Consider the following 20,194-nt stretch of genomic DNA (forward strand, 5'->3'; position numbering starts at 1 on the left):
GCGCCGGCCCCGGTCCCGGCGGGGCCCCCCCCCGCGGGGGCCCGGGCCCCCCCCGCGCCCCCCCGCGGGGCCGGGCGGCCCCCCCCCCGGGGGGGGGCCCCCCCCCTCCCCGATGGCGCCCGACGGCCTGTCCGGCCGGGCGGTTCAGGCGTACCGGCACACCGTGATGCCATTGGCCGCGCCGCAGCCGATTCTCGAGTATCCCGGCACGATCATGTTGTAGTAGTGCCCCCACTGGAACTTGTATCCGTCGCTGTTGGGGTCGTGGTCGGTGGTGGCGTCGTAGGCGGCCTTCTCGCTGGCCCACTGTCCCGTGGCCGAGGCCGGACCCGAACCCGAAATGTTCTCGGCGCCGTTGTTGAAGGACAGGTCGTGCCGCAGGCGGCCGCCCGCCAGGGACGCGGGGTCGTCGGCCCAGGCCTGGGCACCCTGGGCGAGCCCGGCGTCCCAGGACAGGGCACCCTGGCCGGCGCCCTGACGGACCGTGTTCGTCTGCGAGAGGATGGTGCTCTGGTCGCCGCCACTGATGTCGGCGGGCAGCCCCGCGGCGTGGGCGGTGGCGCCCGTGGCCAGGACCGTGCCCGCGCACATCAGCGCCGCCGCGAAGGCGGCCGTGGCACGGCGGTGTGTACGGGAATTCTTCATGGTGACTCCCTGGGTGCAGGGCAGCCCGAGCGGCCCGAGCGACGCGGGCGCCTTGGGCGACGAAGAGCCTGCTGGAATGTGCCGGCACGGGACCACGGGCGTCGGAAGCGGCCGCGGGGCCGGCTCGTAGGACGGCCCGGGGCCGTCGGTACCGAAAGAGGTCGGTTCGGCGGCCCGCACGGCCGCCCTCGGCAGATCCAGCGTATGCCGAGCGGATTCGTGAGTCGACCGGAGGCGAGGCCGGAGCCGGGCGGCGCACCGCGGCCGGTGAGCGATGCCGCGCCCTGGGCGCCACGGAACGTGACGGAGCCGTCGCGCCCCTCCGGATCGCCGCTCGTTCGGCTGCCGCTCACTCAGGAGTCCACCCGTGCGGACCTGTTCGGCCGCTGCGGCGCACCCGGGGCCTCAACTCCGCGGCGGGGCCGTGCTCGACCGCTCCACCAGGCGCGTCGACAGCTCCGTGCGGGTGCCCTCCGGGCGGTGGCCGTCCATCATCCGCACCAGCAGGCGCAGTGCCGTCGCCGCCATCTCCGCCAGCGGCTGGCGGACGGTGGTCAGGGACGGGCTGGCCCAGCGGGCCTCCGGGAGGTCGTCGAAGCCGACCACGCTGACGTCGTACGGGACCGTCAAGTCCCGTTCGACCACCGCCTGGTAGACCCCGAGTGCCATGCGGTCCGAGCAGACGAAGACGGCCGTGGGCGGCTCGGGCAGCTCCAGCAGCTCCCGCATCCGGATCCGGGCGCCGGTCTCGTCGGAGCGACCGTGGCGCAGGTACTCGGGCCGTTGGCGCACCCCGGCGGAGACGAGGGCCGAGCGGTAGCCGGCGATCCGGGCGCCGCCGCACAGTGCCCGCCGCGGACCGGCGATGACGGCGATCCGCTCGTGCCCGAGCGCGAGCAGATGCTCGGTCGCCGTCACCCCGCCCTGCCAGTTCGCCGCCCCCACCGACACCACGCCGGGCGGCGGTTCGGCCGCCGGGTCGATCAACACGTACGGGATGCGGAGCTGGTCGAGCCGGGCGTACTGGGACGGCATCGGCTCGGCCAGATTGAGCAGCGCGCCGGCCGAGCCGCGCGCGGCGAGCCGGTCCAGCCAGCCGTGCCGCGCCCGTGCGGCTCCCGGCCGGGGGGTGTCGGCCGAGACGACCACGTCCAGGCCGGTGTCCTGGGCCGCCTCCTCCACTCCGTGCAGCACCGCGCCCGCCCGTGGACCGTCCAGCGCGGGCACGACGAGATCGACCAGCCGGGGCGTCCTGAGGGTGTCGAACCGGGGCCGGCGGACGTAGCCGAGCCGGTCCAGCGCCTCCGTGACCCGGCGGCGCGTCTCGGGGGCGACGTCGTCCCGGCCGTTGACCACCTTGGACGCGGTCGGCACCGACACCCCTGCCTCACGGGCCACGACCGCCAGTGTCGGTCCGGCCGTCGCACTCGCAGACCCCGTACGGACCATCGGGAACCACCTCTCTGGACACCAGTGTGCAGAAAGCGCTTGCTATCCTAAGTGTGTCTCGACAGGGATCAAGGGCTTGCGCCGAAAATCGCCCGCCCGGGCCGTGGAGCCGACGGCGGCCTCCGTGCGGCGTCCGGCACGGCGCCGCGCGCGGCCTCCGTGCGACTTCCGTGCGGCTTCCGTGCGACTTCTGTACGGAGGCTGCCGTCAGGCGGCCCTGGTCAGGTCCGCCCGGCGCACCTCGTGGGCCAGGGGCAGGCCCGCGGCCAGGCGTTCCAGCTCCTCGACGGCGACCCGGCCGAGCCGCTCCAGCTCGTTGCCGAGCGAGCCCGCGATGTGCGGGGTGAGGAACACGTTGGGCAGCCGGTACAGAGGGGAGTCGGCGGGCGGCGGCTCGGGGTCGGTGACGTCCAGGACCGCGTGCAGCCGGCCGGAGACCAGTTCGTCGGCGAGGGCGTCCGGGGCGACCAGCGCGCCCCGGGAGGTGTTGATCAGCATGCCGCCGTCGCGGATCAGGGCCAGCCGCTCGCGGTCGAGCAGATGCCGGGTCTCGGGCAGGTCGGGGGCGTGCAGGCTGACGATGTCGCTGCGGCGCAGCAGCTCCGTCAGCCCCAGCGGCTGGGCGCCCAGCGCGCGGGCCTCGGCGGCGTCGACGTACGGATCGTGGAGGAGGACCTCGAAGTCGAACGGGCGCAGCAGTTCCAGCAGTCGGCGGCCGACCCGCGAGGCGCCGACGATCCCCACCCGGCGGCCCAGGTTGCCGGTGTCCGCGGTCTCGGCGGGGGTCGGCCTGGCGTGGGTCTCGCGGTAGCGCTCGCGCCGGGCGAAGGCGTCCTTCCCGGCCAGCAGGATCATGGCGAGGGTGTACTCGGCGACCGGCAGCGCGTTGGCGCCGGCCGCGCTGGAGACGGCGATCCCGCGTTCCCACACGGCCTCCCCGGCCACCGGGCGCACCGAGCCCGCGCAGTGCAGCACCGTGCGCAGCCAGGGTGCGGCGGCCAGCGCGCCGCCGTCCAGCCGTGGGCAGCCCCAGCCCGTGATCAGGACGTCGGCCCCCGCCAGGGCCCGCGCGGCGGCGGGATCGGCGAAGTCGCGCACCACGAGCCCGGGGTCGATCACGGCCGTCCGCCGCAGCCGGGCCAGCAGGGGTGCCGGGAAGAGCTGCGGGAGGTGCACCGGGTCCATGGCGAACACGGCCAGGGGCGGCTGGGCGCTGGGCATGACCCTCCTGGGGCTCGTAGGAAACGCTTTCCGAAAAGCGCCCTCCAACGTAGATCCAGGCGGCAGGCGGGTCAATCGGCGGGACCGCGCCCCGGGGTCCGGTCCCGCGCGGGTCCGCGGCTGCGGCGGGTGGCCGGTGTGCCGGGTGGGGCCCGCCCGGGAGGACGTACGCCGTACGGCCCAGTGACAGGCTCGTGCGGCGGAATACCGCACGCCGGTGCGATGCTCTTTCCACAGAGCTGAGCGCGGCGAAGGGCTGGTGGGCAGATGACGGCAGACCGGACGAACCCCGTGGTCAGAACCCCGTACGGGGCGATACGCGGCAGGTGCGAGCGGGGTGTCGCGGTGTTCCGGGGCATTCCGTACGCGGCCCCGCCGGTCGGCCCCCTCCGTTTCCGGCCGCCCGTGCCGCCCGAGCCCTGGGACGGCGTACGGGACGCGGGAGCCTTCGGGCCGACGGCGCCGAAACCCCCGTACTCCGAGGCCTTCGCGCAGTACCTGTCCGACCCGGTGGTGGCGGGCGATGGCTGGCTCAACCTGAACGTCTGGACCCCGGCGCCCGGCCCCGGCGCCCGGCTGCCGGTCCTGGTGTGGCTGCACGGCGGCGCGCTGACCCGCGGTTCCTCCGCCGTGCCCGTGTACGACGGGCAGCCCTTCGCCCGGGACGGGGTCGTGTTCGTCTCGGTCAACTACCGACTGGGCGTCGAGGGCTACGGACTGTTCCCGGACGCCCCCGCCAACCCGGGCCTGCACGACCAGCTGGCCGCCCTGCGCTGGGTGCACGAGTCGATCGAGGCGTTCGGCGGGGACCCCGGGCGGGTGACCCTGTGCGGGCAGTCGGCGGGCGCGATCAGCGTCGGCGCGCTGATCGCGGCCCCGCAGGCGCAGGGGCTGTTCCGGCGGGCCGTGCTCCAGAGCGGGCCCCCGGAGGCCCTCGACCGGGACAAGGTGCGGCGCATGGTGCGCCGGATGGCGACCCGGCTGAAGATCCCCGCGACCGCCGAGGCCTTCGCCGCCGTCGACCCGGCGGTGCTGCTCAGGGCCCAGGCCGAGACCGGGCGCCTCAGCAGCCCGGTGCTCGGCGGGCCCGCCTTCGGCATCGTCGTCGACGGCGATCTCGTGCCCCGCGATCCCCTGGAGGCCCTGGTCGAGGGCACCGTCGCCCGGGACACCGACCTGCTGGTGGGCTGGACCCGGGACGAGTACCGGCTGTGGCTGGTGCCGGGCGGTCTGCTGGAACGCGTCGACCGGCTCGGCCCGGTCGCCCTGGCCGGGGCCATGGCCCGCTGCCACTGCGGCGGCGAGGTGGTGCGCGGCTACCGCGCCCTGCGCCCCGAAGCGGGCACCGCCGAGATCGTCGGCCAGCTCGTCACCGACCACCTGCTGCGGATCCCGCTGCACCGGCTGGCCGACGCCCGGCCCGGATCGTCGTACGTATACGAGTTCGCGTGGCCGTCGGGACGCACCGGCCTCGGCGCCTGTCACGCCCTGGAGCTCGGCTTCGTGTTCGACACCGGCGAGGTCCCGGAGGCACGCAAGCTCGCGGGCGAGGGCGCGCCGCGGGAACTGGCCGACGCGATGCACCGGGCGTGGGTGCGGTTCACCGTCGAGGGCGATCCGGGGTGGCAGGCCTGGGACGCCACGCACCCGGTGCAGCTGTTCGGCGACGGCGACCCCCGTGTCGTCCACGGTCCGCGGGACGCCGAACTGGCCCTGTGGGCCGCCGATTCCGGCGCTCCGGAATCCGCGCCCGAGGCGGACCCGCCGTCCGGCCGGTTCACGCGCGGAACGGAACTGCGTTCGGCCGTAAGGAGGTTGCGCCGCTCGGTCGGAGTCCGCCGGCACTGACCAGCCGTGCCCTGCCCCCGCTCGACGCCTTGTTCTACCAGGCCGCGGGCCGCAGGGTGCGCGCGATCGCGGCGATCTGCCCGGGGCCGACCCGGCAGCAGCCGCCGATCAGTCGGGCCCCCGACTCCCGCCACCCATGGACCTGTTCGGCGGTGAAGGAGGGGCGGCCCGTCCAGTCGCGGGCCTCGGCGTCCCAGGTCTCGCCGCTGTTGGGGTAGACGACCACCGGCTTGCCGGTGACGCGCGCCGCGGTGACGACGGCGGCGTCCGCATCCTGCGGCGCACAGCAGTTCACGCCGACGGCGATCACCTCGTCCGCCTCCGCGGCCAGGGCGAACGCCTCCGCGAGCGGCTGACCGGCCCGGGTGCGGCCGCCCGCGACGGAGTACGACAGCCAGGCCGGCACCCCGAGCCCGCGCACCGCCCGCAGCAGTGCCGTTGCCTCGTCGGTGTCGGGGACGGTCTCCAGGGCCAGGACGTCGGGGCGGGCGGCGGCCAGCGCCTCCAGCCGGGGCCGGTGGAAGCGTTCCAGTGCGCCGACGCTCAGGCCGTAGCGGCCCCGGTACTCGGAGCCGTCCGCGAGCATCGCCCCGTACGGACCGGCCGACGCGGCCACCCACAGCGGGCGCCCGACGCCCCGGGCGCGGGCCTGCCGGGCCGCCTCGCGGGCCAGCTCCACGCTCAGTCCGAGCAGCCGGACGGTCTCCTCGTGGCTGATGCCGTGCCGCGCGAAGCCCTCGAAGGTGGCCTGGTAGCTGCCCGTGATCGCCACGTCGGCACCCGCCTCGAAGTAGGCGAGATGGGCCTCGGTGAGCGCCTCGGGCCGTTCGGCGAGCAGCCGGGCCGACCACAGCGCGCCGCCGAGGTCGTGCCCCGCGGACCTCAGCTGGTTGGACATCCCACCGTCGAGGACGACCCCGCCCGCGGCGAGGGCCTCGGCGAGGGTCCGGGCAGGAAGGTCGCTGCTCATGGGACGACGCTAGCCCACGTGCCCGGCCGCACACCCCGGACCGGGCCGCCGACCGATACCCCGACCGATTCCCCCGACCGATTCCCCCCGACGTTTTTCGCCCCGCGTGACCCGTTGACCTCCCCGGAGCCCACCCTTACCTTTTCGGCGTTCGTCATGCCACATGCCGTTCGTCATCTCGAACGGTCTCGTGTGTTCCCCCCACCGAGAGGCAGTCCCCATGAGACGCGTCCACGCTGTCCTGCTCGCCCTGTGCTGTGCCCTCGCCGGTGTCCTCGGAGTCGCCGCGAACGCCCGGGCCGCGGCCCAGACGATCGCCAACGGCACCCAGTTCACGGACACTTCGGGCGCCGCCGTGCACGCCCACGGCGGCGGGGTCGTCAAGGTCGGCTCCTTCTACTACTGGTTCGGCGAGGACCGCAACGCCGACAACACCTTCAGGTACGTGGACGCCTACCGCTCCACCGACCTGAAGAACTGGGAATTCCGCGGTCATGTCCTCACCCGGTCCAGCGCCGCCGAACTGGCCACCGCCTACATCGAACGGCCCAAGGTGATCTACAACGCGTCCACCGGCAAGTTCGTGATGTGGATGCACAAGGAGAACGGCACCGACTACAGCCAGGCCCGTGCCGCGGTCGCCGTCTCCAGCACCGTCGACGGCAGCTACACCTACCAGGGCAGCTTCCGGCCGCTCGGCTCGTACATGTCCCGTGATCTCACCACCTTCGTCGACACCGACGGCACCGCCTACCTGGTCTCGGCCGCCAACGAGAACTACGACCTGCACATCTACCGGCTGACCGCCGACTACACCGGCATCGCCGCCCTGGTCGCCAACCCCTGGGCGGGCGGCCACCGGGAGGCCCCGGCCCTGTTCAAGCGGGGCAGCGTCTACTTCATGCTGACCTCGGGCGCGACCGGCTGGAGCCCCAACCAGCAGCAGTACGCCACCGCGACCTCGCTGTCCGGCCCCTGGACGGCCATGACGAACGTCGGCGACTCCACGGCGTTCGGCTCGCAGACCGCCTATGTCCTTTCCGTCCAGGGGACTTCGGGCACCGCCTACCTCTACCTGGGCGACCGCTGGGGCGACTCCTTCGGCGGCACCGTCGACGACTCCCGCTACGTCTGGCTGCCGCTGGCCTTCCCGGCCTCGACCTCGCTGTCCCTGACCTGGTACCCGGAGGTGACGGTCGACACGGCCGCCGGGACGGTGACCGGCACCGGCGCCACGTACAGCACCCTGGTCGCCCGGCACAGCGCCAAGTGCGCCGACGTGCCGAACCAGTCGCTCTGGCAGGGTGTCGCGATCAGCCAGTACACCTGCAACGGCGGCACCAACCAGAAGTGGTGGTTCAAGGACCTGGGCGGCGGCTACTACGCGCTGGTGGGGCGCGGCAGTTCCCTGTGCCTGACGGAGAACGCCACCACGGTCACCCAGGAGAACTGCACCGGCGCGACCACCCAGCAGTGGTCGGTGACCGCCTCCGGCAGCTACGTCCTGGTCAAGGCCCGCGCCAGCGGCGAGTGCCTCGACGTGTCCGGCGCGTCCACCGCCAACTCCGCCGCCGTCATCACGTACACCTGCAACGGGGCGGTCAACCAGCAGTGGACGCGCGCGACCTGAGGCCGCGTCAGACGAGCAGGTCGATGGCGTCGACCGAGGTGCCCGCGCTGAGATAGGACGTCGTCCCCGAGCCGCTCGCCACGTAGATCTTCAGCGTGTTGTAGGCGCCGGTGTCCGTCAGCCAGGCGGACGCCGGGACGCTGTAGGTGAACGTGTGGTTGTTGCCCCGGTACGAGCCCACGGTCAGCGAACGGGTGCTCGGCTGGGTGGGCGGCGAGGGAACGGCCGAGGTCCAGGTGTCGTTGACGACGACCTGGGGCCGGCCGTTGGCGTAGGCCGTCGTCACGCCGATGCGCAGGGTGTGCGCGGCGGCGGCCTGGGCGGCGGTCAGCTTGAAGTACACGATGATCCCGCTGTTGACGTCCTTCCACAGATAGCAGGGGAAGGCCGAGGTCTCCGTGCCGCTGCCGATCACCACGTTCCCGGTCCAGGCGGCGGCCCGGACGTCGGACGGATGCGCGTACGTCATCAGGTCCGCGTTCTTGAAGCCGCTCGGTGAGCCGGTCCAGTCGCCGATCCGCCAGATCGCGCTCGCGTTGGACGGATCGTTGGAGGACGGGATCGCGATCGTGTTCAGGGTGGTCGTGCCGCCCGCCGTCACCGTCACCGACGTGGTGTACACGGCGAGTTCGCCCTTGAACACGGTCAGGGTGTACGACCCCGGCAGCACCCCCGCGATCGAGAACCAGCCGTCCGACGAACGCGCCGAACCCCAGTACTGGGCAGCTGAGTTGGCCAGGCCCACGGTGTACGCGTACGCGGTGTTCCGGCCGGTGATGCCGACGCCCGCGACGCGGCCCCGGCCGCTCGCGGAGACGTATCCGGAGATGCCCAGCGAGTCCGCCCACGAGGTGGTCAGGGTGCCGGGGTAGAGCGACGAGGAGGGGGCCCCGCCGTCCGTGAAGGCGATGACGTACGGGCCCTGGAGGCCGAAGCGCTCGGACTCGGTCTGGTTCTCGCCGTAGTACAGGATCTCGTACAGGCCGCCGCCGTCCGCGCTCTGGTGGCGCAGCAGCGAGCGGTAGAAGGGTCCGCCGGAGGCCTTCTCGTGGTTGCTGCGCACGATCCACAGCCCCACGCCGCCGGTGGTCCAGCCGATGCAGTCGTAGTCCATCACCCGCAGCCTGGAGTAGTGCTTGGCGCGGGTCTGGCCGTCGGACTTCGCGAAGACGTCCGCGGACTCGATGACGGTGGGTGCGTAGGTGTAGGAGTCCGGCTCGTCGTTGAGGAACAGGCCGGCCCTGACACGGACGATGTACCGGGTCGCGGAGACCGAGGTGTCGGCCTTGTCGGTCCACACGTAGACGTTGTTCTCGCCGCTGCGGGCCGCGTAGTAGTGCTTCAGCGTGCCGTACGTGACCGAGATCAGGATCGTGGTGCCGGACTGGGCGATGCCGACCGTGGAGGTGCCGAGGCCGGATTCCACGTGCGAGTTCTTGCCGCCGTAGCCTTGGTACTCGGTGCCGCGGTAGACCAGCGAGGTCAGGTCGCCGTTGGTCTTGCTGACCTTGAAGACCAGACTGGCACCGGTGTCGACGACGTACTCGGAGCCGTTGTCGCTCCAGCCGAAGCCCGCCGCCGAGGCGGTTCCGGCGAGCGGTCCGGCGAGGGCGGCCGAGCCGGCGGCGGCCGCGGTGCCGAGCACGAAGGTACGGCGTCCTACGGATCCGTTCGGTGATCCGGACATGAGGGTGCCTCCTCCGGGAGGTGTGAGGATGCGGGTGCGGTTGGCAGAGTGACAGTTGAATCGACTTCGCGAAAGGGCTTTCACTGGGCCCGAGTTGGTGGTCGCGCGAAATCTGGCCATGGACTAGAAAGCGCTTGCCGGTAGCGGTACCGTCCAGCGCCGGGCCTTGTCCCCAGCCGCCAGGCCTTGTCCCCAGACGGAGGAGCCGCAAGTGAGACGTCTCAAGCTCGTCGTGCCGGCGGCGATGACGCTGGCCGCCGCCCTGCCCGCCGTACCGGCCCAGGCGCAGGCCGGGCCACGGCCGTTCGATCTCGGCCACTGCACCGCCACCGCCTGTCACTTCGACGTCCCGCCCGGCACGTACGACGTGACGGTGCTGCTCGGCGGCGACAGCGCGTCGAGCACGAGCGTCGGCGGCGAGACCCGGCGCGCCCTCCTCCCGGAGACGGCGGCGGCGCCCGGCGCCCGGACCGTCCGCGGCTTCACGGTGGACGTCCGTACCCCCGAGGGCGAACCGACCGGCCCCGACGGCACCGCGGGGCTCGACCTGTCGATCGGCGGCACGGCGCCCGCCCTGGCCGGCATCCGGGTCGTTCCGGCCCGCCACCCCCGCCAGATCCTCCTGGTCGGCGACTCCACCGTCTGCGACCAGCCGGCCGAGCCCTACACCGGCTGGGGCCAGCAGCTCCCGCAGTACCTGCGCACGGGCCTCTCCGTCGCCGACTACGCGGACTCCGGGGAGAGCACGGTCACCTATCTCGAGAACCCGCGGCTGTGGGCCACCGCCCAGCCGCTGATCCGCCCCGGCGACCTGGTCCTGGTCCAGCTCGCCCACAACGACAAGACCACCGGCGAGGCGACCTACCGGGCCAACCTGGAGACCCTGGTCGCGGGCGTCCGGGAGAAGGGCGGGCGGCCCGTCCTCGTCACGCCGATCGTCCGGCGCTGGTTCAACTCCGACGGCACCCTCGACAACGACATCGCCCTTCTGGTCAACGGCCTCGGCGTGAACCACCCCGCGGTGATCCGCGAGGTCGCCGCCGCCGAGGGGGTGCCGCTGATCGACCTGACGGCGAAGACGAAGGCACTGGTGGAGTCCCTGGGCGTCGAGGGCTCCAAGGCGCTGTACCTCTACGACGAGAAACGCGACAACACCCACACCTCGGCCTACGGCGCCACGGTGTACGCGGGCCTGGTCCGCGACGAACTGCGCGCACAGCATCTGGTGCCGCAGGGCGGAGTGCGGGTGGGATGAGATCCGCCGACCCGCCCCTAAGAGCTCCGGAGCTCTGACTCCTGGGGCGTCCCGACCGGAACCGGGGCGCCCCAGGACCTTGCCGGAAGGAGACCGACCCCTGATGCACCTGCCTCCGCCCGACCGCACCCTCAGCCCCGCCACCGGCTGCACCCGCGCCCACTGGGAAGGGGCCGCCGACGCCCTGCTCGCCGCGGTCGAGCCGTACGCCACCGGGGACCGCGCCCTCTACCACCTGCCCGGCACCCACCAGAGCTGGTCCGGCCGCCTCTCCGACGGCCTGGAGGGGTACGCCCGTACGCTGCTGCTGGCCGCCTTCCGCCGGGACGAGACCGTCCTCGGACGCTACGCCGAGGGCCTGGCCGCCGGGGTCGCGGGGGTCTGGCCCCGGATCGAGGACCGCGGCCAGCCGCTCGTCGAGGCCGCGTCGATCGCGCTCGCCCTGCGGCTGACCCGGCCACTGCTGTGGGACCGCCTCGACGACACCGTGCGCGGGCGGGCCGCCGAGTGGCTGGCCGACGCGCTGGCCGCCGAACCCTGGCCCTGCAACTGGGAGTTGTTCCCGGTGACGGTCGGCGGCTTCCTCCAGGAGATCGGCCATGAGCCGGACGCCGCCCGCACGGCGGTCGACCACGGGCTGGAGCGCATCGAGAAGTGGTACCTGGGCGGCGGCTGGTACACCGACGGCGACGGGCGCAAGTTCGACTACTACAACGGCTGGGCCATGCACCTCTACCCGGTGCTGCACGCCTGGCTGGCGGACGACCCCCGCCTGCTCGACCTGTACGGAGGCCGGCTCGAACGTCATCTCGCCGACTACGCCCGCCTGTTCGGCGCCGACGGCGCGCCGCTGCGCCAGGGCCGGTCGCTGACGTACCGCTTCGCGACCGCCGCGCCCCTGTGGCTGGGCGCCCTCACCGGACGCACCCCGCTGACCCCGGGCGAGACCCGCAGGCTGGGCTCCGGGGCGCTGACGTACTTCCTCGACCGGGGCGCGGTCGACGAGCGCGGGCTGCTCACGCTCGGCTGGCACGGCCCCGACGAGTCCGTCCTCCAGGGCTACTCGGGACCGGCGTCCCCGTACTGGGCGAGCAAGGGCTTCCTCGGCCTGCTGCTCCCGCCGGAGCACCCGGTGTGGACGGCGCCCGAGGAACCCGGCCCGGCCGAGCGCGCCGACGCGCTCACCCCGGTGCGGGCCCCCAACTGGCTGCTCCAGTCGACCCGTTCGGACGGACTGGTACGGCTGCACAACCACGGCAGCGAGGATGTGCGCTACGACCCGTACTACACCCGCCTCGCCTACTCGACGGTGACGGCGCCCTCCGCGTCGTACGACAACAGCGTGAGCGTCGGCGGCGATGCGGGCCGTACCGGGATCGAACCGCTGGGCGTGGGCGACGGCTGGGCCGCCTCGCGGCACACCACCGCCTCCGGCGCCCGGGTGACGAGCCTGGTGCTCGCCCATGGAGCCGCGGAGGTGCGGGCCCATCTGGTGACGGGCGCGGCCCCCGGCACCCCGGTACGGGTGACCGGATGGGCGGCGCCGGCCGGGATCAGCGCCGAGCTGCTGCCCGCCGTGGGCCTCGTGGACCCGGCGGGTTCCGGGGGGCCGGCCAGCGCCGGGCTCGTGGGGGTCACCGGCGACGGGGACACGCTCTTCGTGGCGCTGGCCAGGCTGACCGGAGTGCCGGACCCGGGACCACTGGATCGGCTGGTGTCCGTACGGGTCGACGCGGCAGGGGAGTTGGAGGTCGACTGGCGTACGGGACCCCGGCTGCGGGTGCGGCTCGACGGGCGCGGGGCGGAGGTCCGGGTGCGGGAGTGAACTACGGTGCCCTGTAACTCCGTTGCCCCGTCCCCGGGCGGGCACGAGAATCCCCGTATGTCTTCCTCGATCCGTCATACGACCGTCGACTGTGCCGACGCCTACGCCCTCGGCGGCTTCTGGTCCCAGGTTCTCGGCCGGCCCCTGCACGACGACGACCACCCCGGCGACCCGGAGGCGCTGATCGAGGGCGCGGGTCTGCTGTTCGTCACCGTGCCGGAGGCCAAGGCGGTCAAGAACCGCGTCCACTTCGACCTCCAGCCGCAGGACCGCACCCGTGACGAGGAGGTCGAGCGGCTGCTCGCGCTGGGCGCCCGGCTGGTCGACGACCGGCGCAACGAGGACGGCACGGGATGGGCGGTGCTGGCCGACCCGGAGGGCAACGAGTTCTGCGTGGAGCGCAGCGCGGCGGAACGCGCGGCCTGAGAGGCCGGGACGGGTCCGCGCCCGGGGTGCCGTACGTCTCGGCACCCCGGAGCCGCGCTAGGCCTCGGAGCGCGGGGTCCCCGTCGGACGGGTGCCCGCCTCGTGCGGCCAGTGCTCCAGCGCCACATGCAGGGCGTCGATCGCGCGGTCCCAGGACTTCTGTACGTCGCGAGGGGCGCCGAAGCCGCCGCCGGCCTCCAGGGCGCAGTAGCCGTGGAAGGTGCTGCGCAGCAGTCGTACGGCGTCGGTGAGGTCGGGTTCGTCGAGGCCGTAGGCGCGGAGCATGCCGTAGGTGATCTCGGCGGTGCGCAGCAGCGCCGGGGAGCCGGCGACGGTGGTCTGGTCGACGCGGCTCTGGGTGGCGGCGTACCGGCCCGGGTGGGTCAGCGCGTACTCCCGGTAGGCGTTCGCGAAGGCGGTCAGGGCGTCCTTGCCCGCGCGCCCGGCGACGGCCGCCGCGATCCGGTCGATCAGTTCGCCGCCCGCGGCCAGCGCGAGCCGGGTCCGCAGGTCCTGGAGGCTCTTGATGTGCGAGTACAGACTCGCGTCCTTCACCCCGAAGTGCCGGGCCAGCGCGGACACGGTCACGTTCTCGAAACCGGCCTCGTCGGCGAGGTCGGCGGCGGCTGCGACGACCCGTTCGGTCGTGAGGCCGGCACGGGCCATGCGGTACTGCCTCCGTATCACTGGGCTGCAACCCGGAGCCTCCAGGGTGCAGCCCAGTGTAGGCAGTCCGCGCGCCGCCGCCCGTCAGCCGATCGGTGCGTACACCAGGCCCAGCTTGTCGATCTCGTCGCCCGAGCGGCCGGTGAAGCCGACGATCTGCCAGCCGGACGGCGCGGTGAACGTCTTCGTGTCGGACGTGGCCGTGCCGGCCGCCAGAGTGCGGCCCTTGTCCGTGCCGAAGGCGGCCGAGAAGATCCGTGTCTGGCCGCTCTTCTGACCCTCTGCCAGTGTCACGGAGGTGAGGTGCTCGCCGGACGCCAGGGTCAGGGCGGCCGCCGTGCCGCCGGTGCCGCCGTGGGCCGGCGTCGTACCGCCGTCGTGCGTCAGCGACACCGCGTCCAGCCGGGCGGCGCCGCGCAGGGTCAGCGTGCGCGGGGCGAGGGCGGCGGGCAGGTCGTCGGCGTCGTTGAAGGCCGTGCCGCCCGTGCCGCCGAAGAAGTCACTGGCCCTCAGCGCGGAGTTCAGGGTGTACGAGAAGTCGACCGTGTGCGGGAAGTGGTCGGAGAGGTTGCCGCCCGCCGAGTCGAGGAACGACGCCCACTCGTCGTGGTAGCGGGTCGCGTCGAGGGTCACCAGCCTGCTGCCCCGGTAGAAGATCTTGTCCACCACCTCGCAGTCGTCGGCCGGCGCCGTGGTCGGGCACAGCAGCGCGCCCGCGCCCTGGGTCGGCCGGGTGCCGCCCTTGACCAGCTTCACCCACGCATCCGTCAGGCCGTTGGCGTCGGCCAGCGTGCGGATGTTGTCGCCGCTGCGGGTGTACCGGGTGTTCGTGTCGCCCATCACGATCACCGCGTTGCCCGCGGAGTTCGCCTGGATGAAGGCGGAGAGCTGGGTGATGTTGGCGCGGCGGGCGGCCAGCGCGTCGTCGGTGTCGTCCGCGTTGGTGTGGACGTTGTAGAGGTCCACGAAGACGCCCTCGGCGAGCCGGACCCGGGCGAGCGTGAAGCCCTTCGGGGTCAGGCAGTTGGTGCCGGTGCAGTCGTTCCACCCGACCCGCTGGAAGTCCTCGAACGGGTAGTCCGAGAGGGTGTTGAGGCCGTCGCCTATGCCGGCCCCGCCGCTGGTCGCGGTGCGGTAGGCGTGGTTGTCGCCCGCGTACAGCGCCGCGTGGTAGTTGAAGTCCTCCTGGACGTTCACGATGTCGTACGCGCCCAGCCGCGGTGAGATCAGCGGGGTGTTGGTCGCCGGGTGGCCGGAGCTCAGCCCTTCCGGAAGGCCCGCGACGTTGTAGGTGAGGACGTTGAAGGTGCCGGTGCCGGCCGCCGCCGCGGGCGCCGAGCCGGCGGTGACCAGGCCGGTGAGGGCGAGCGCGGCGGCCGCGAGGGTGCCGATGAGTCGTCTCATGGTGGGGTGTCTCCGGTCGGGGTGGGGGAGGGTGCACCCGGAAAGAGGGGGGACGCACCCGGGGAGAGCGGTGCGTGGCGCGACGGTTCTCAGCGTGCGGTCAACCAGTGTGACGAACAAGGGTAGTTGGGGAAACTGTGAACGTCGTGCCGGGCACGGCGGGGTATGCCGCCGGCGCGGACGTCACCTGGTGCCGGACACGGCGGGGCATGCCGCCGGCGCGGACGTCACCTCGTCCCCAGTTCCCCCACCGCCGCGCGCAGGTGCGCCTGATCCCCGGTCCGGTCGCCGCCCGCGCACCACCACACGATCCGGTCGTCCACGTCCCGCGGGTGCATGCCGAGGCCGTGCTCGGCGCACAGCGGCCAGGCCTGCCACAGGCGCTCGACGACCGACTCCTGGGCCGCGTCGACGACGTCCGCGAGCGCGTCGGCCGGGTCGTCCCGGTCGCGGTCACGCTCCAGCGGGTTGCCGTGCCAGCTGCCGTCGGCCACCGCCACGTACACCTGCTCCGGTTCGCCCTCCTCCCCATGGGGCAGCGCCATCAGCCGCAGTTCCCCCTGCTCCGGCAGGGTCGCGGCCAGGTCCCGGTTGACCAGGGCCAGCGCCTCCTCCCACAGCGGGTACGTGCCGGGCGGCACGGGGCGCGGGTCGAAGTCGGGAACGGGACGGCGGCGGGGCGGAATCGGGCTCATGGCCTCATCGTGCCGCACCGCGCGACCCGTGGACCCGGCCGCCGGCGGACGTACGGTGGTCGACGACTTCGAGGCACAGGGGGCCGGATGGCATACGAGCGGGACCGCGACGGCGGCAAGCACGACAGCGCCGCACCGCACGAGCCGGCACCCGGCGGACCGCCCGAGGTCACGCACGGCGGGCCGCCCGGACCCGCGTACGGCGGACCGCACGATCCGCCGCCCGCCGCCGGGCGTCCGCTGTGGCGGCAGCGGGACTTCGGGATCTTCTGGGCCGCGCAGACCCTCTCCGTCCTCGGCGACTCCTTCGCGCTGATCGCCCTGCCCCTGCTGGTGCTCCAGGCCACCGGATCCCTCGCGCGGATGGGGCTGCTGACGGCGGTGGGCGGCGCGGCCTCGGTGGTGGCGGCGCTGTTCGCGGGGGCGGTGGTGGACCGGGTCGACCGCCGCCGGCTGCTCATCGGCTGCGACCTCGTACGGATGGTGCTGTACGGGGTGATCCCGGTGGTGTGGCTGTTCGGCCCGCAGGTCTGGCTGCTGTACGCGATCCTGCCGCTGTGCGAGGCCGTCGGCATGCTGTTCGCCGTCGGCTATGTCACCGTCGTGCGGAGTCTGGTGCGGGGCGCCGGGCTGACCGAGGCCAACGGGCGGCTGAACGCGACCGCCGCGGCGGCCGGTGTGCTCGGCCCGCTGGGCGCCGGGCTGGTGGCCGCCTGGACGGGCCCGGCGGCGGCCGTCGGCGTGGACGCGGCCAGCTTCGGGGTGTCGGCCGCCTGCATGGTCCTCGTACGGTTCCAGGGGCGGGCCGGGGGCGGCGCGGACCGGCCGGACGAGCGGGCCGGGCTCCGGCACGACCTGCGGACCGGGGTCTCCTTCCTGTACGGCCACCCGGTGCTGCGCGCGCTCACCGTCCTCCTGTTCGTCTTCAGCTTCCTCACCCTGGGCCTGAACGACCTGGTCATCTACCACGTGAAGCACGATCTGCGGCACGACGACGGCACCGTCGGCAGCGTGCTGGCCGTCGGCGCGCTCGGCACGATCGCCGGTTCCCTGCTGGTCGCCCGGGTCCGCGGCAGGTTCGGCTTCGGCCCCACCTGGACCGGCGCGGTGGCGCTGTCCGGGCTCGCCTTCACCGGGCTGGGCCGGGCGGCGGAGGTACCCGTCGTCGCGGCCCTGGGCGCGGCCTTCATGGCCTGCGTGGCCGTGGCCGGCACCTGCTCGATGTCGCTGCGCCAGGAGGTCACCCCGGAACATCTGCTGGGCCGGGTCACCTCCGCCTTCTGGACCCTCCAGTACGCGGCCGCCCCGGTCGGCGCGGTCGTCCTGACCGGGGCGGCGCAGCGGTGGGGGACGGCGCCCGTCGGGCTGGCGGCCGGCACGGCCTGTGTCCTGGTCGCGGTCGCCGCGCTGTTCACACCGCTGCGCGGACCGGACCGCGGCGGAGCGGCGTACGGCGGACCGGTCCACGACTGACCGGCCCGCAGGGGACCGGTCCACGACTGACCAGCCTGCGACTGACCAGCCTGCGGCGGACCGGTCCACGGCCGACCGGTCCGCGCGGTGACGGACTCCGGACCGGTCAGTCCGTCACGGAGAAGACGAAGGAGAACTCCGCGGGTCGGGCGCGCAGGAAGTACTGCGGGAGCGGGCCCGGGCCGCAGGACTGCGAGCCGATACCGTGCTGGCCGTGGTCGAGGTTGACCCACACCGTGTCACCGGGCGTGAGGTCCGTCAGATGCGCGGCCGTGTCCAGCTGTTCGGCGGTCCAGCGCCGGGCGGTGAACCAGAACTCCGGCTCTCCCTCGATCCGCAGGCCGCCGAGCTCCACCCAGCGGACGTCGGCGCGGGCGCCGTTCTCCTGCGGGCGGACGTACGGCGTCTGCATGCCGTCCACCCGGGACTGCCAACGGGCAACCAGTGAAGCCGACTTGGTGTCCGGATAGGCCTCGCCCGGACCGCCTCCGTACCAGCGCACCCGGTCGGCCGAGGCGGGCAGGCCGAGGCGGACGCCGAGCCGGGGCAGCGGCAGCCGCCACTCGCCCTCGGGGTTCACGGACACCGTCAGCCGCAGTCGGCGGCCGTCCGAGGTCCAGCGGTACACCGTGTCCAGGCCCACCTCGCGGGCGGCCGGTGCCACCCGGGTGCGTACCGTCAGCGTGTCGTCGCCCGTCTCCACCGCGTCCAGCCGGTGTTGCATCCGGTGCAGCCCCAACTGGCGCCACAGCACGCCGTGGCGGGCGTCCGACTGCCAGGGGGCGCCGTCGTCGTTGTCGGTGGTCGCCCGCCACACGTCCAGGCGCGGTCCGGTGAGCCGCACCCCGCCGATCGAGGTGAGCCGGCCGGTGCGGGCGTCGAACACGGCGGGCCCGAGGGTGATCCGGCCGTCGGTGCGCACGGGCCGCTCGGCCGGGGCCACCGGCACCGGGGTGCGGGGTGTGACGGGGAACTGGCCCCAGCCGACCACATGTCCGCGCGGCGCCCACGCGGTGTCGGCCGCCAGCAGCGCCCGTACCGTGCACCGGGTCTCCGCGTCCCCCCGGTCCTCGGGCGGCTGCGGCAGCTTCACGTCGGCCGACTCGCCCGCCGCCAGCGCGGGGACGGACAGGGTGCCCGACTCGACGCTCTCGCCGTCGCGTTCGTACGACCAGGTGAAGGCGAGGGCGGAGAGGTCGGCGAAGTCGTAGCGGTTGGTCACCCGGACGGTGCCGTCCGGGCCGCCCTCGATGCGCACCGGCTCGATCACCTTCTTGTACTCGACGAGTCCGGGCGACGGCTCCCGGTCGGGGAACAGCAGGCCGTCACAGACGAAGTTGGAGTCGTGCAGCTCCTCGCCGAAGTCGCCGCCGTAGGCGTAGCCCAGCTCCGGGTGCCGGATGCCGTGGTCGATCCACTCCCAGACGAAACCGCCCTGGAGCCGGTCGTGGGCCTCGAAGATCCGCTGGTAGTCGGCGAGTCCGCCGGGTCCGTTGCCCATCGCGTGCGCGTACTCGCAGAGGATGAAGGGCAGTCGGCGGCGCTTGCGGGTGCCGCCGTCCAGACCCTGTCCGATCCGCTCGACCTCGGCGTGGGAGGCGTACATCCGCGCGTACATGTCGGTGTCACGGCAGTCGGGGTCGCCCTCGTAGTGGACGAGCCGTGAGCTGTCGCGGGCGTGGATCCACTCGGCCATCGCGGTCAGTCCGCGGCCGGTGCCTGCCTCGTTGCCGAGGGACCAGACGACGACGGACGGGTGGTTCTTGTCCCGTTCGACCATGCGGGCGGCCCGGTCCAGCAGCGCGGGGGTCCAGCGGTCGTCGTCCACGGGATTGTCCCGCCAGCCCTGCTCGGTGAAGCCGTGGGTCTCCAGGTCGCATTCGTCGATCACCCACAGGCCGTACTCGTCGCACAGGTCGAGGAAGGCCGGGTGGGGCGGGTAGTGCGAGGTGCGCACGGCGTTGATGTTGTGCCGCTTCATCAGCAGTACGTCCGCCAGCATGGTCCCCGGGTCGAGGGCGCGGCCCCGCTCCGGATGCCACTCGTGCCGGTTGACGCCCTTGAACAGCAGCGGCCTGCCGTTGACCTGGATCAGCCCGTCCGCGAGGCGCACGGTACGGAAGCCGATCCGCAGCGGGATCCGCTCGCCCTCGGTGGCGAGCACCCCGTCGTACAGGCGCGGGGTCTCCGCGGTCCACGGCTCGACGGGGACGGTGACCGGTTCGCCGGTGGCGGCGTCGACGCCGAGGGCGGGTACCGTCACCCGGCCGTCGACGTCGGAGTCGACGCGCAGGGTGCCCTCACCGGTGGTGTGGTCGTAGGAGGCGTGCACGAAGAAGTCGAGGGCGCTGCCCGCCGGGCGGTGCAGCAGGGTCACGTCACGGAAGACGCCCGGCAGCCACCACTGGTCCTGGTCCTCCAGGTAGGAGCCGGCCGACCACTGGTGGACGCGGACCGCGAGCACGTTCCCGGCGGGCCTCAGCAGGTGCCCGACCGCGAACTCGTGCGCCAGCCGGGAGCCCTTGAACTCGCCGATGTCCGTGCCGTTCAGCCAGACGCGGGCGCAGGACTCCACACCGTCGAAGCGCAGCACCGCGCCGCCCTCGGCGAGGTCGGGCCAGTCCCCGGGCAGGTCGAAGGAGCGCAGGTGGTCGCCGGTCGGGTTGTCCGTCGGGACGTGCGGCGGGTCGACCGGGAAGGGGTAGAGATGGTTGGTGTAGACGGGCGAACCGTGCCCCTGGAGCACCCAGTGCCCCGGGACCGTCACCTGCGCCCAGTCCCCGGCGTCGTACCCCTCCCCGGCGAAGGAGTCGTCCTGCGCGTCCGCGGTGGGCGACAGCCGGAAGCGCCAGCTGCCGTTGAGGGAGAGGGACGCGGCGTCCGAGGACGCGTACCAGGCGCGCGGTGGCAGGGCTCCGCTGCCGGGGGAGACGTCCTCGACGTAGTCGGTTTCGGTGACGGGGGTGCGAGCAGACATCGGTCTCCAGATCCTGGGTGGAA

15 protein-coding genes are annotated in these 20,194 nt (G+C 73.5%); 6 read left to right on the forward strand and 9 right to left on the reverse strand.

Translation table 11 applies throughout. The features are described from left to right. Nucleotides 1–144: 144 nt before the first annotated feature. From ABT085_RS05945 to ABT085_RS05955, 3 genes are all read right to left on the reverse strand, one after another. A complete protein-coding gene (locus ABT085_RS05945) occupies nt 145–645 on the reverse strand; it encodes a CAP domain-containing protein (protein ID WP_351602593.1) in 501 nt (166 codons plus the stop codon). A gap of 405 nt (nt 646–1,050) precedes the next feature. Beyond that, a complete protein-coding gene (locus ABT085_RS05950) occupies nt 1,051–2,094 on the reverse strand; it encodes a LacI family DNA-binding transcriptional regulator (RefSeq protein WP_351602599.1) in 1,044 nt (347 codons plus the stop codon). A gap of 207 nt (nt 2,095–2,301) precedes the next feature. Further along, nucleotides 2,302–3,315 (reverse strand): hydroxyacid dehydrogenase, encoded by a 1,014-nt coding sequence (locus tag ABT085_RS05955; RefSeq protein ID WP_351602602.1) that lies wholly within the window; start codon nt 3,313–3,315, stop codon nt 2,302–2,304. Nucleotides 3,316–3,582: 267 nt separating this feature from the next. Between ABT085_RS05955 and ABT085_RS05960 the strand changes: the two genes are divergently transcribed. Further along, nucleotides 3,583–5,163, forward strand: a complete 1,581-nt coding sequence (locus tag ABT085_RS05960) for a carboxylesterase/lipase family protein (protein ID WP_351602604.1) — start codon at nt 3,583–3,585, stop codon at nt 5,161–5,163. A gap of 34 nt (nt 5,164–5,197) precedes the next feature. On the opposite strand, the gene mmuM is transcribed toward ABT085_RS05960, so the two are convergent. Then, nucleotides 5,198–6,133, reverse strand: a complete 936-nt coding sequence (mmuM, locus tag ABT085_RS05965) for a homocysteine S-methyltransferase (protein WP_351602606.1) — start codon at nt 6,131–6,133, stop codon at nt 5,198–5,200. Nucleotides 6,134–6,353: 220 nt separating this feature from the next. On the opposite strand from mmuM, the gene ABT085_RS05970 reads away from it, so the two are divergent. After that, nucleotides 6,354–7,763 (forward strand): RICIN domain-containing protein, encoded by a 1,410-nt coding sequence (locus ABT085_RS05970; RefSeq protein WP_351602608.1) that lies wholly within the window; start codon nt 6,354–6,356, stop codon nt 7,761–7,763. Between the two features lie 7 nt (nt 7,764–7,770). Here the strand turns inward: ABT085_RS05970 and ABT085_RS05975 are convergent, their stop codons facing one another. After that, nucleotides 7,771–9,450, reverse strand: coding sequence for a rhamnogalacturonan lyase B N-terminal domain-containing protein (locus tag ABT085_RS05975; protein WP_351602610.1), 1,680 nt, complete (start codon nt 9,448–9,450; stop codon nt 7,771–7,773). Nucleotides 9,451–9,661: 211 nt separating this feature from the next. On the opposite strand from ABT085_RS05975, the gene ABT085_RS05980 reads away from it, so the two are divergent. The 3 genes from ABT085_RS05980 to ABT085_RS05990 all read left to right on the forward strand — a co-directional run bounded on the left by ABT085_RS05980 (nt 9,662) and on the right by ABT085_RS05990 (nt 12,956). Continuing rightward, nucleotides 9,662–10,705 carry a rhamnogalacturonan acetylesterase gene (locus ABT085_RS05980; RefSeq protein ID WP_351602612.1) on the forward strand — a complete coding sequence of 348 codons (1,044 nt, stop codon included), beginning with the start codon at nt 9,662–9,664 and terminating at the stop codon, nt 10,703–10,705. Nucleotides 10,706–10,808: 103 nt separating this feature from the next. Further along, the gene (locus ABT085_RS05985; RefSeq protein ID WP_351602614.1) at nt 10,809–12,530 is read left to right on the forward strand and encodes a DUF2264 domain-containing protein; all 1,722 of its coding nucleotides are present in this window, start codon (nt 10,809–10,811) and stop codon (nt 12,528–12,530) included. A gap of 57 nt (nt 12,531–12,587) precedes the next feature. Further along, nucleotides 12,588–12,956 carry a VOC family protein gene (locus ABT085_RS05990; protein ID WP_351602616.1) on the forward strand — a complete coding sequence of 123 codons (369 nt, stop codon included), beginning with the start codon at nt 12,588–12,590 and terminating at the stop codon, nt 12,954–12,956. Between the two features lie 57 nt (nt 12,957–13,013). Here the strand turns inward: ABT085_RS05990 and ABT085_RS05995 are convergent, their stop codons facing one another. The 3 genes from ABT085_RS05995 to ABT085_RS06005 all read right to left on the reverse strand — a co-directional run bounded on the left by ABT085_RS05995 (nt 13,014) and on the right by ABT085_RS06005 (nt 15,721). Beyond that, nucleotides 13,014–13,622, reverse strand: a complete 609-nt coding sequence (locus ABT085_RS05995) for a TetR/AcrR family transcriptional regulator (protein WP_351602618.1) — start codon at nt 13,620–13,622, stop codon at nt 13,014–13,016. 84 nt (nt 13,623–13,706) lie between these two features. Further along, complete coding sequence (locus ABT085_RS06000) at nt 13,707–15,026, reverse strand: jacalin-like lectin (RefSeq protein ID WP_351602619.1); 1,320 nt, start codon at nt 15,024–15,026, stop codon at nt 13,707–13,709. Nucleotides 15,027–15,253: 227 nt separating this feature from the next. Further along, nucleotides 15,254–15,721 (reverse strand): hypothetical protein, encoded by a 468-nt coding sequence (locus ABT085_RS06005; RefSeq protein WP_351602620.1) that lies wholly within the window; start codon nt 15,719–15,721, stop codon nt 15,254–15,256. Between the two features lie 87 nt (nt 15,722–15,808). Here ABT085_RS06005 and ABT085_RS06010 point away from each other — a divergent pair, with 87 nt between their 5' ends. Then, the gene (locus ABT085_RS06010) at nt 15,809–17,194 is read left to right on the forward strand and encodes an MFS transporter (RefSeq protein ID WP_351602622.1); all 1,386 of its coding nucleotides are present in this window, start codon (nt 15,809–15,811) and stop codon (nt 17,192–17,194) included. 106 nt (nt 17,195–17,300) lie between these two features. Here the strand turns inward: ABT085_RS06010 and ABT085_RS06015 are convergent, their stop codons facing one another. After that, the gene (locus tag ABT085_RS06015) at nt 17,301–20,171 is read right to left on the reverse strand and encodes a glycoside hydrolase family 2 TIM barrel-domain containing protein (RefSeq protein WP_351602624.1); all 2,871 of its coding nucleotides are present in this window, start codon (nt 20,169–20,171) and stop codon (nt 17,301–17,303) included. Between the last annotated feature and the right edge of the window lie 23 nt (nt 20,172–20,194).

The organism is Streptomyces sp. NPDC002265, from assembly GCF_040296125.1.
In the GTDB taxonomy this organism is placed as follows: domain Bacteria; phylum Actinomycetota; class Actinomycetes; order Streptomycetales; family Streptomycetaceae; genus Streptomyces.

What these genes read in the sequence shown, in the direction of transcription:
- ABT085_RS05945 (WP_351602593.1), bottom strand. Translation starts at nt 645, where the DNA reads ATGAAGAATTCCCGTACACACCGCCGTGCCACGGCCGCCTTCGCGGCG.
- ABT085_RS05950 (WP_351602599.1), bottom strand. Translation starts at nt 2,094, where the DNA reads ATGGTCCGTACGGGGTCTGCGAGTGCGACGGCCGGACCGACACTGGCG.
- ABT085_RS05955 (WP_351602602.1), bottom strand. Translation starts at nt 3,315, where the DNA reads ATGCCCAGCGCCCAGCCGCCCCTGGCCGTGTTCGCCATGGACCCGGTG.
- ABT085_RS05960 (WP_351602604.1), top strand. Translation starts at nt 3,583, where the DNA reads ATGACGGCAGACCGGACGAACCCCGTGGTCAGAACCCCGTACGGGGCG.
- mmuM (WP_351602606.1), bottom strand. Translation starts at nt 6,133, where the DNA reads ATGAGCAGCGACCTTCCTGCCCGGACCCTCGCCGAGGCCCTCGCCGCG.
- ABT085_RS05970 (WP_351602608.1), top strand. Translation starts at nt 6,354, where the DNA reads ATGAGACGCGTCCACGCTGTCCTGCTCGCCCTGTGCTGTGCCCTCGCC.
- ABT085_RS05975 (WP_351602610.1), bottom strand. Translation starts at nt 9,450, where the DNA reads ATGTCCGGATCACCGAACGGATCCGTAGGACGCCGTACCTTCGTGCTC.
- ABT085_RS05985 (WP_351602614.1), top strand. Translation starts at nt 10,809, where the DNA reads ATGCACCTGCCTCCGCCCGACCGCACCCTCAGCCCCGCCACCGGCTGC.
- ABT085_RS05990 (WP_351602616.1), top strand. Translation starts at nt 12,588, where the DNA reads ATGTCTTCCTCGATCCGTCATACGACCGTCGACTGTGCCGACGCCTAC.
- ABT085_RS05995 (WP_351602618.1), bottom strand. Translation starts at nt 13,622, where the DNA reads ATGGCCCGTGCCGGCCTCACGACCGAACGGGTCGTCGCAGCCGCCGCC.
- ABT085_RS06000 (WP_351602619.1), bottom strand. Translation starts at nt 15,026, where the DNA reads ATGAGACGACTCATCGGCACCCTCGCGGCCGCCGCGCTCGCCCTCACC.
- ABT085_RS06005 (WP_351602620.1), bottom strand. Translation starts at nt 15,721, where the DNA reads ATGAGCCCGATTCCGCCCCGCCGCCGTCCCGTTCCCGACTTCGACCCG.
- ABT085_RS06010 (WP_351602622.1), top strand. Translation starts at nt 15,809, where the DNA reads ATGGCATACGAGCGGGACCGCGACGGCGGCAAGCACGACAGCGCCGCA.
- ABT085_RS06015 (WP_351602624.1), bottom strand. Translation starts at nt 20,171, where the DNA reads ATGTCTGCTCGCACCCCCGTCACCGAAACCGACTACGTCGAGGACGTC.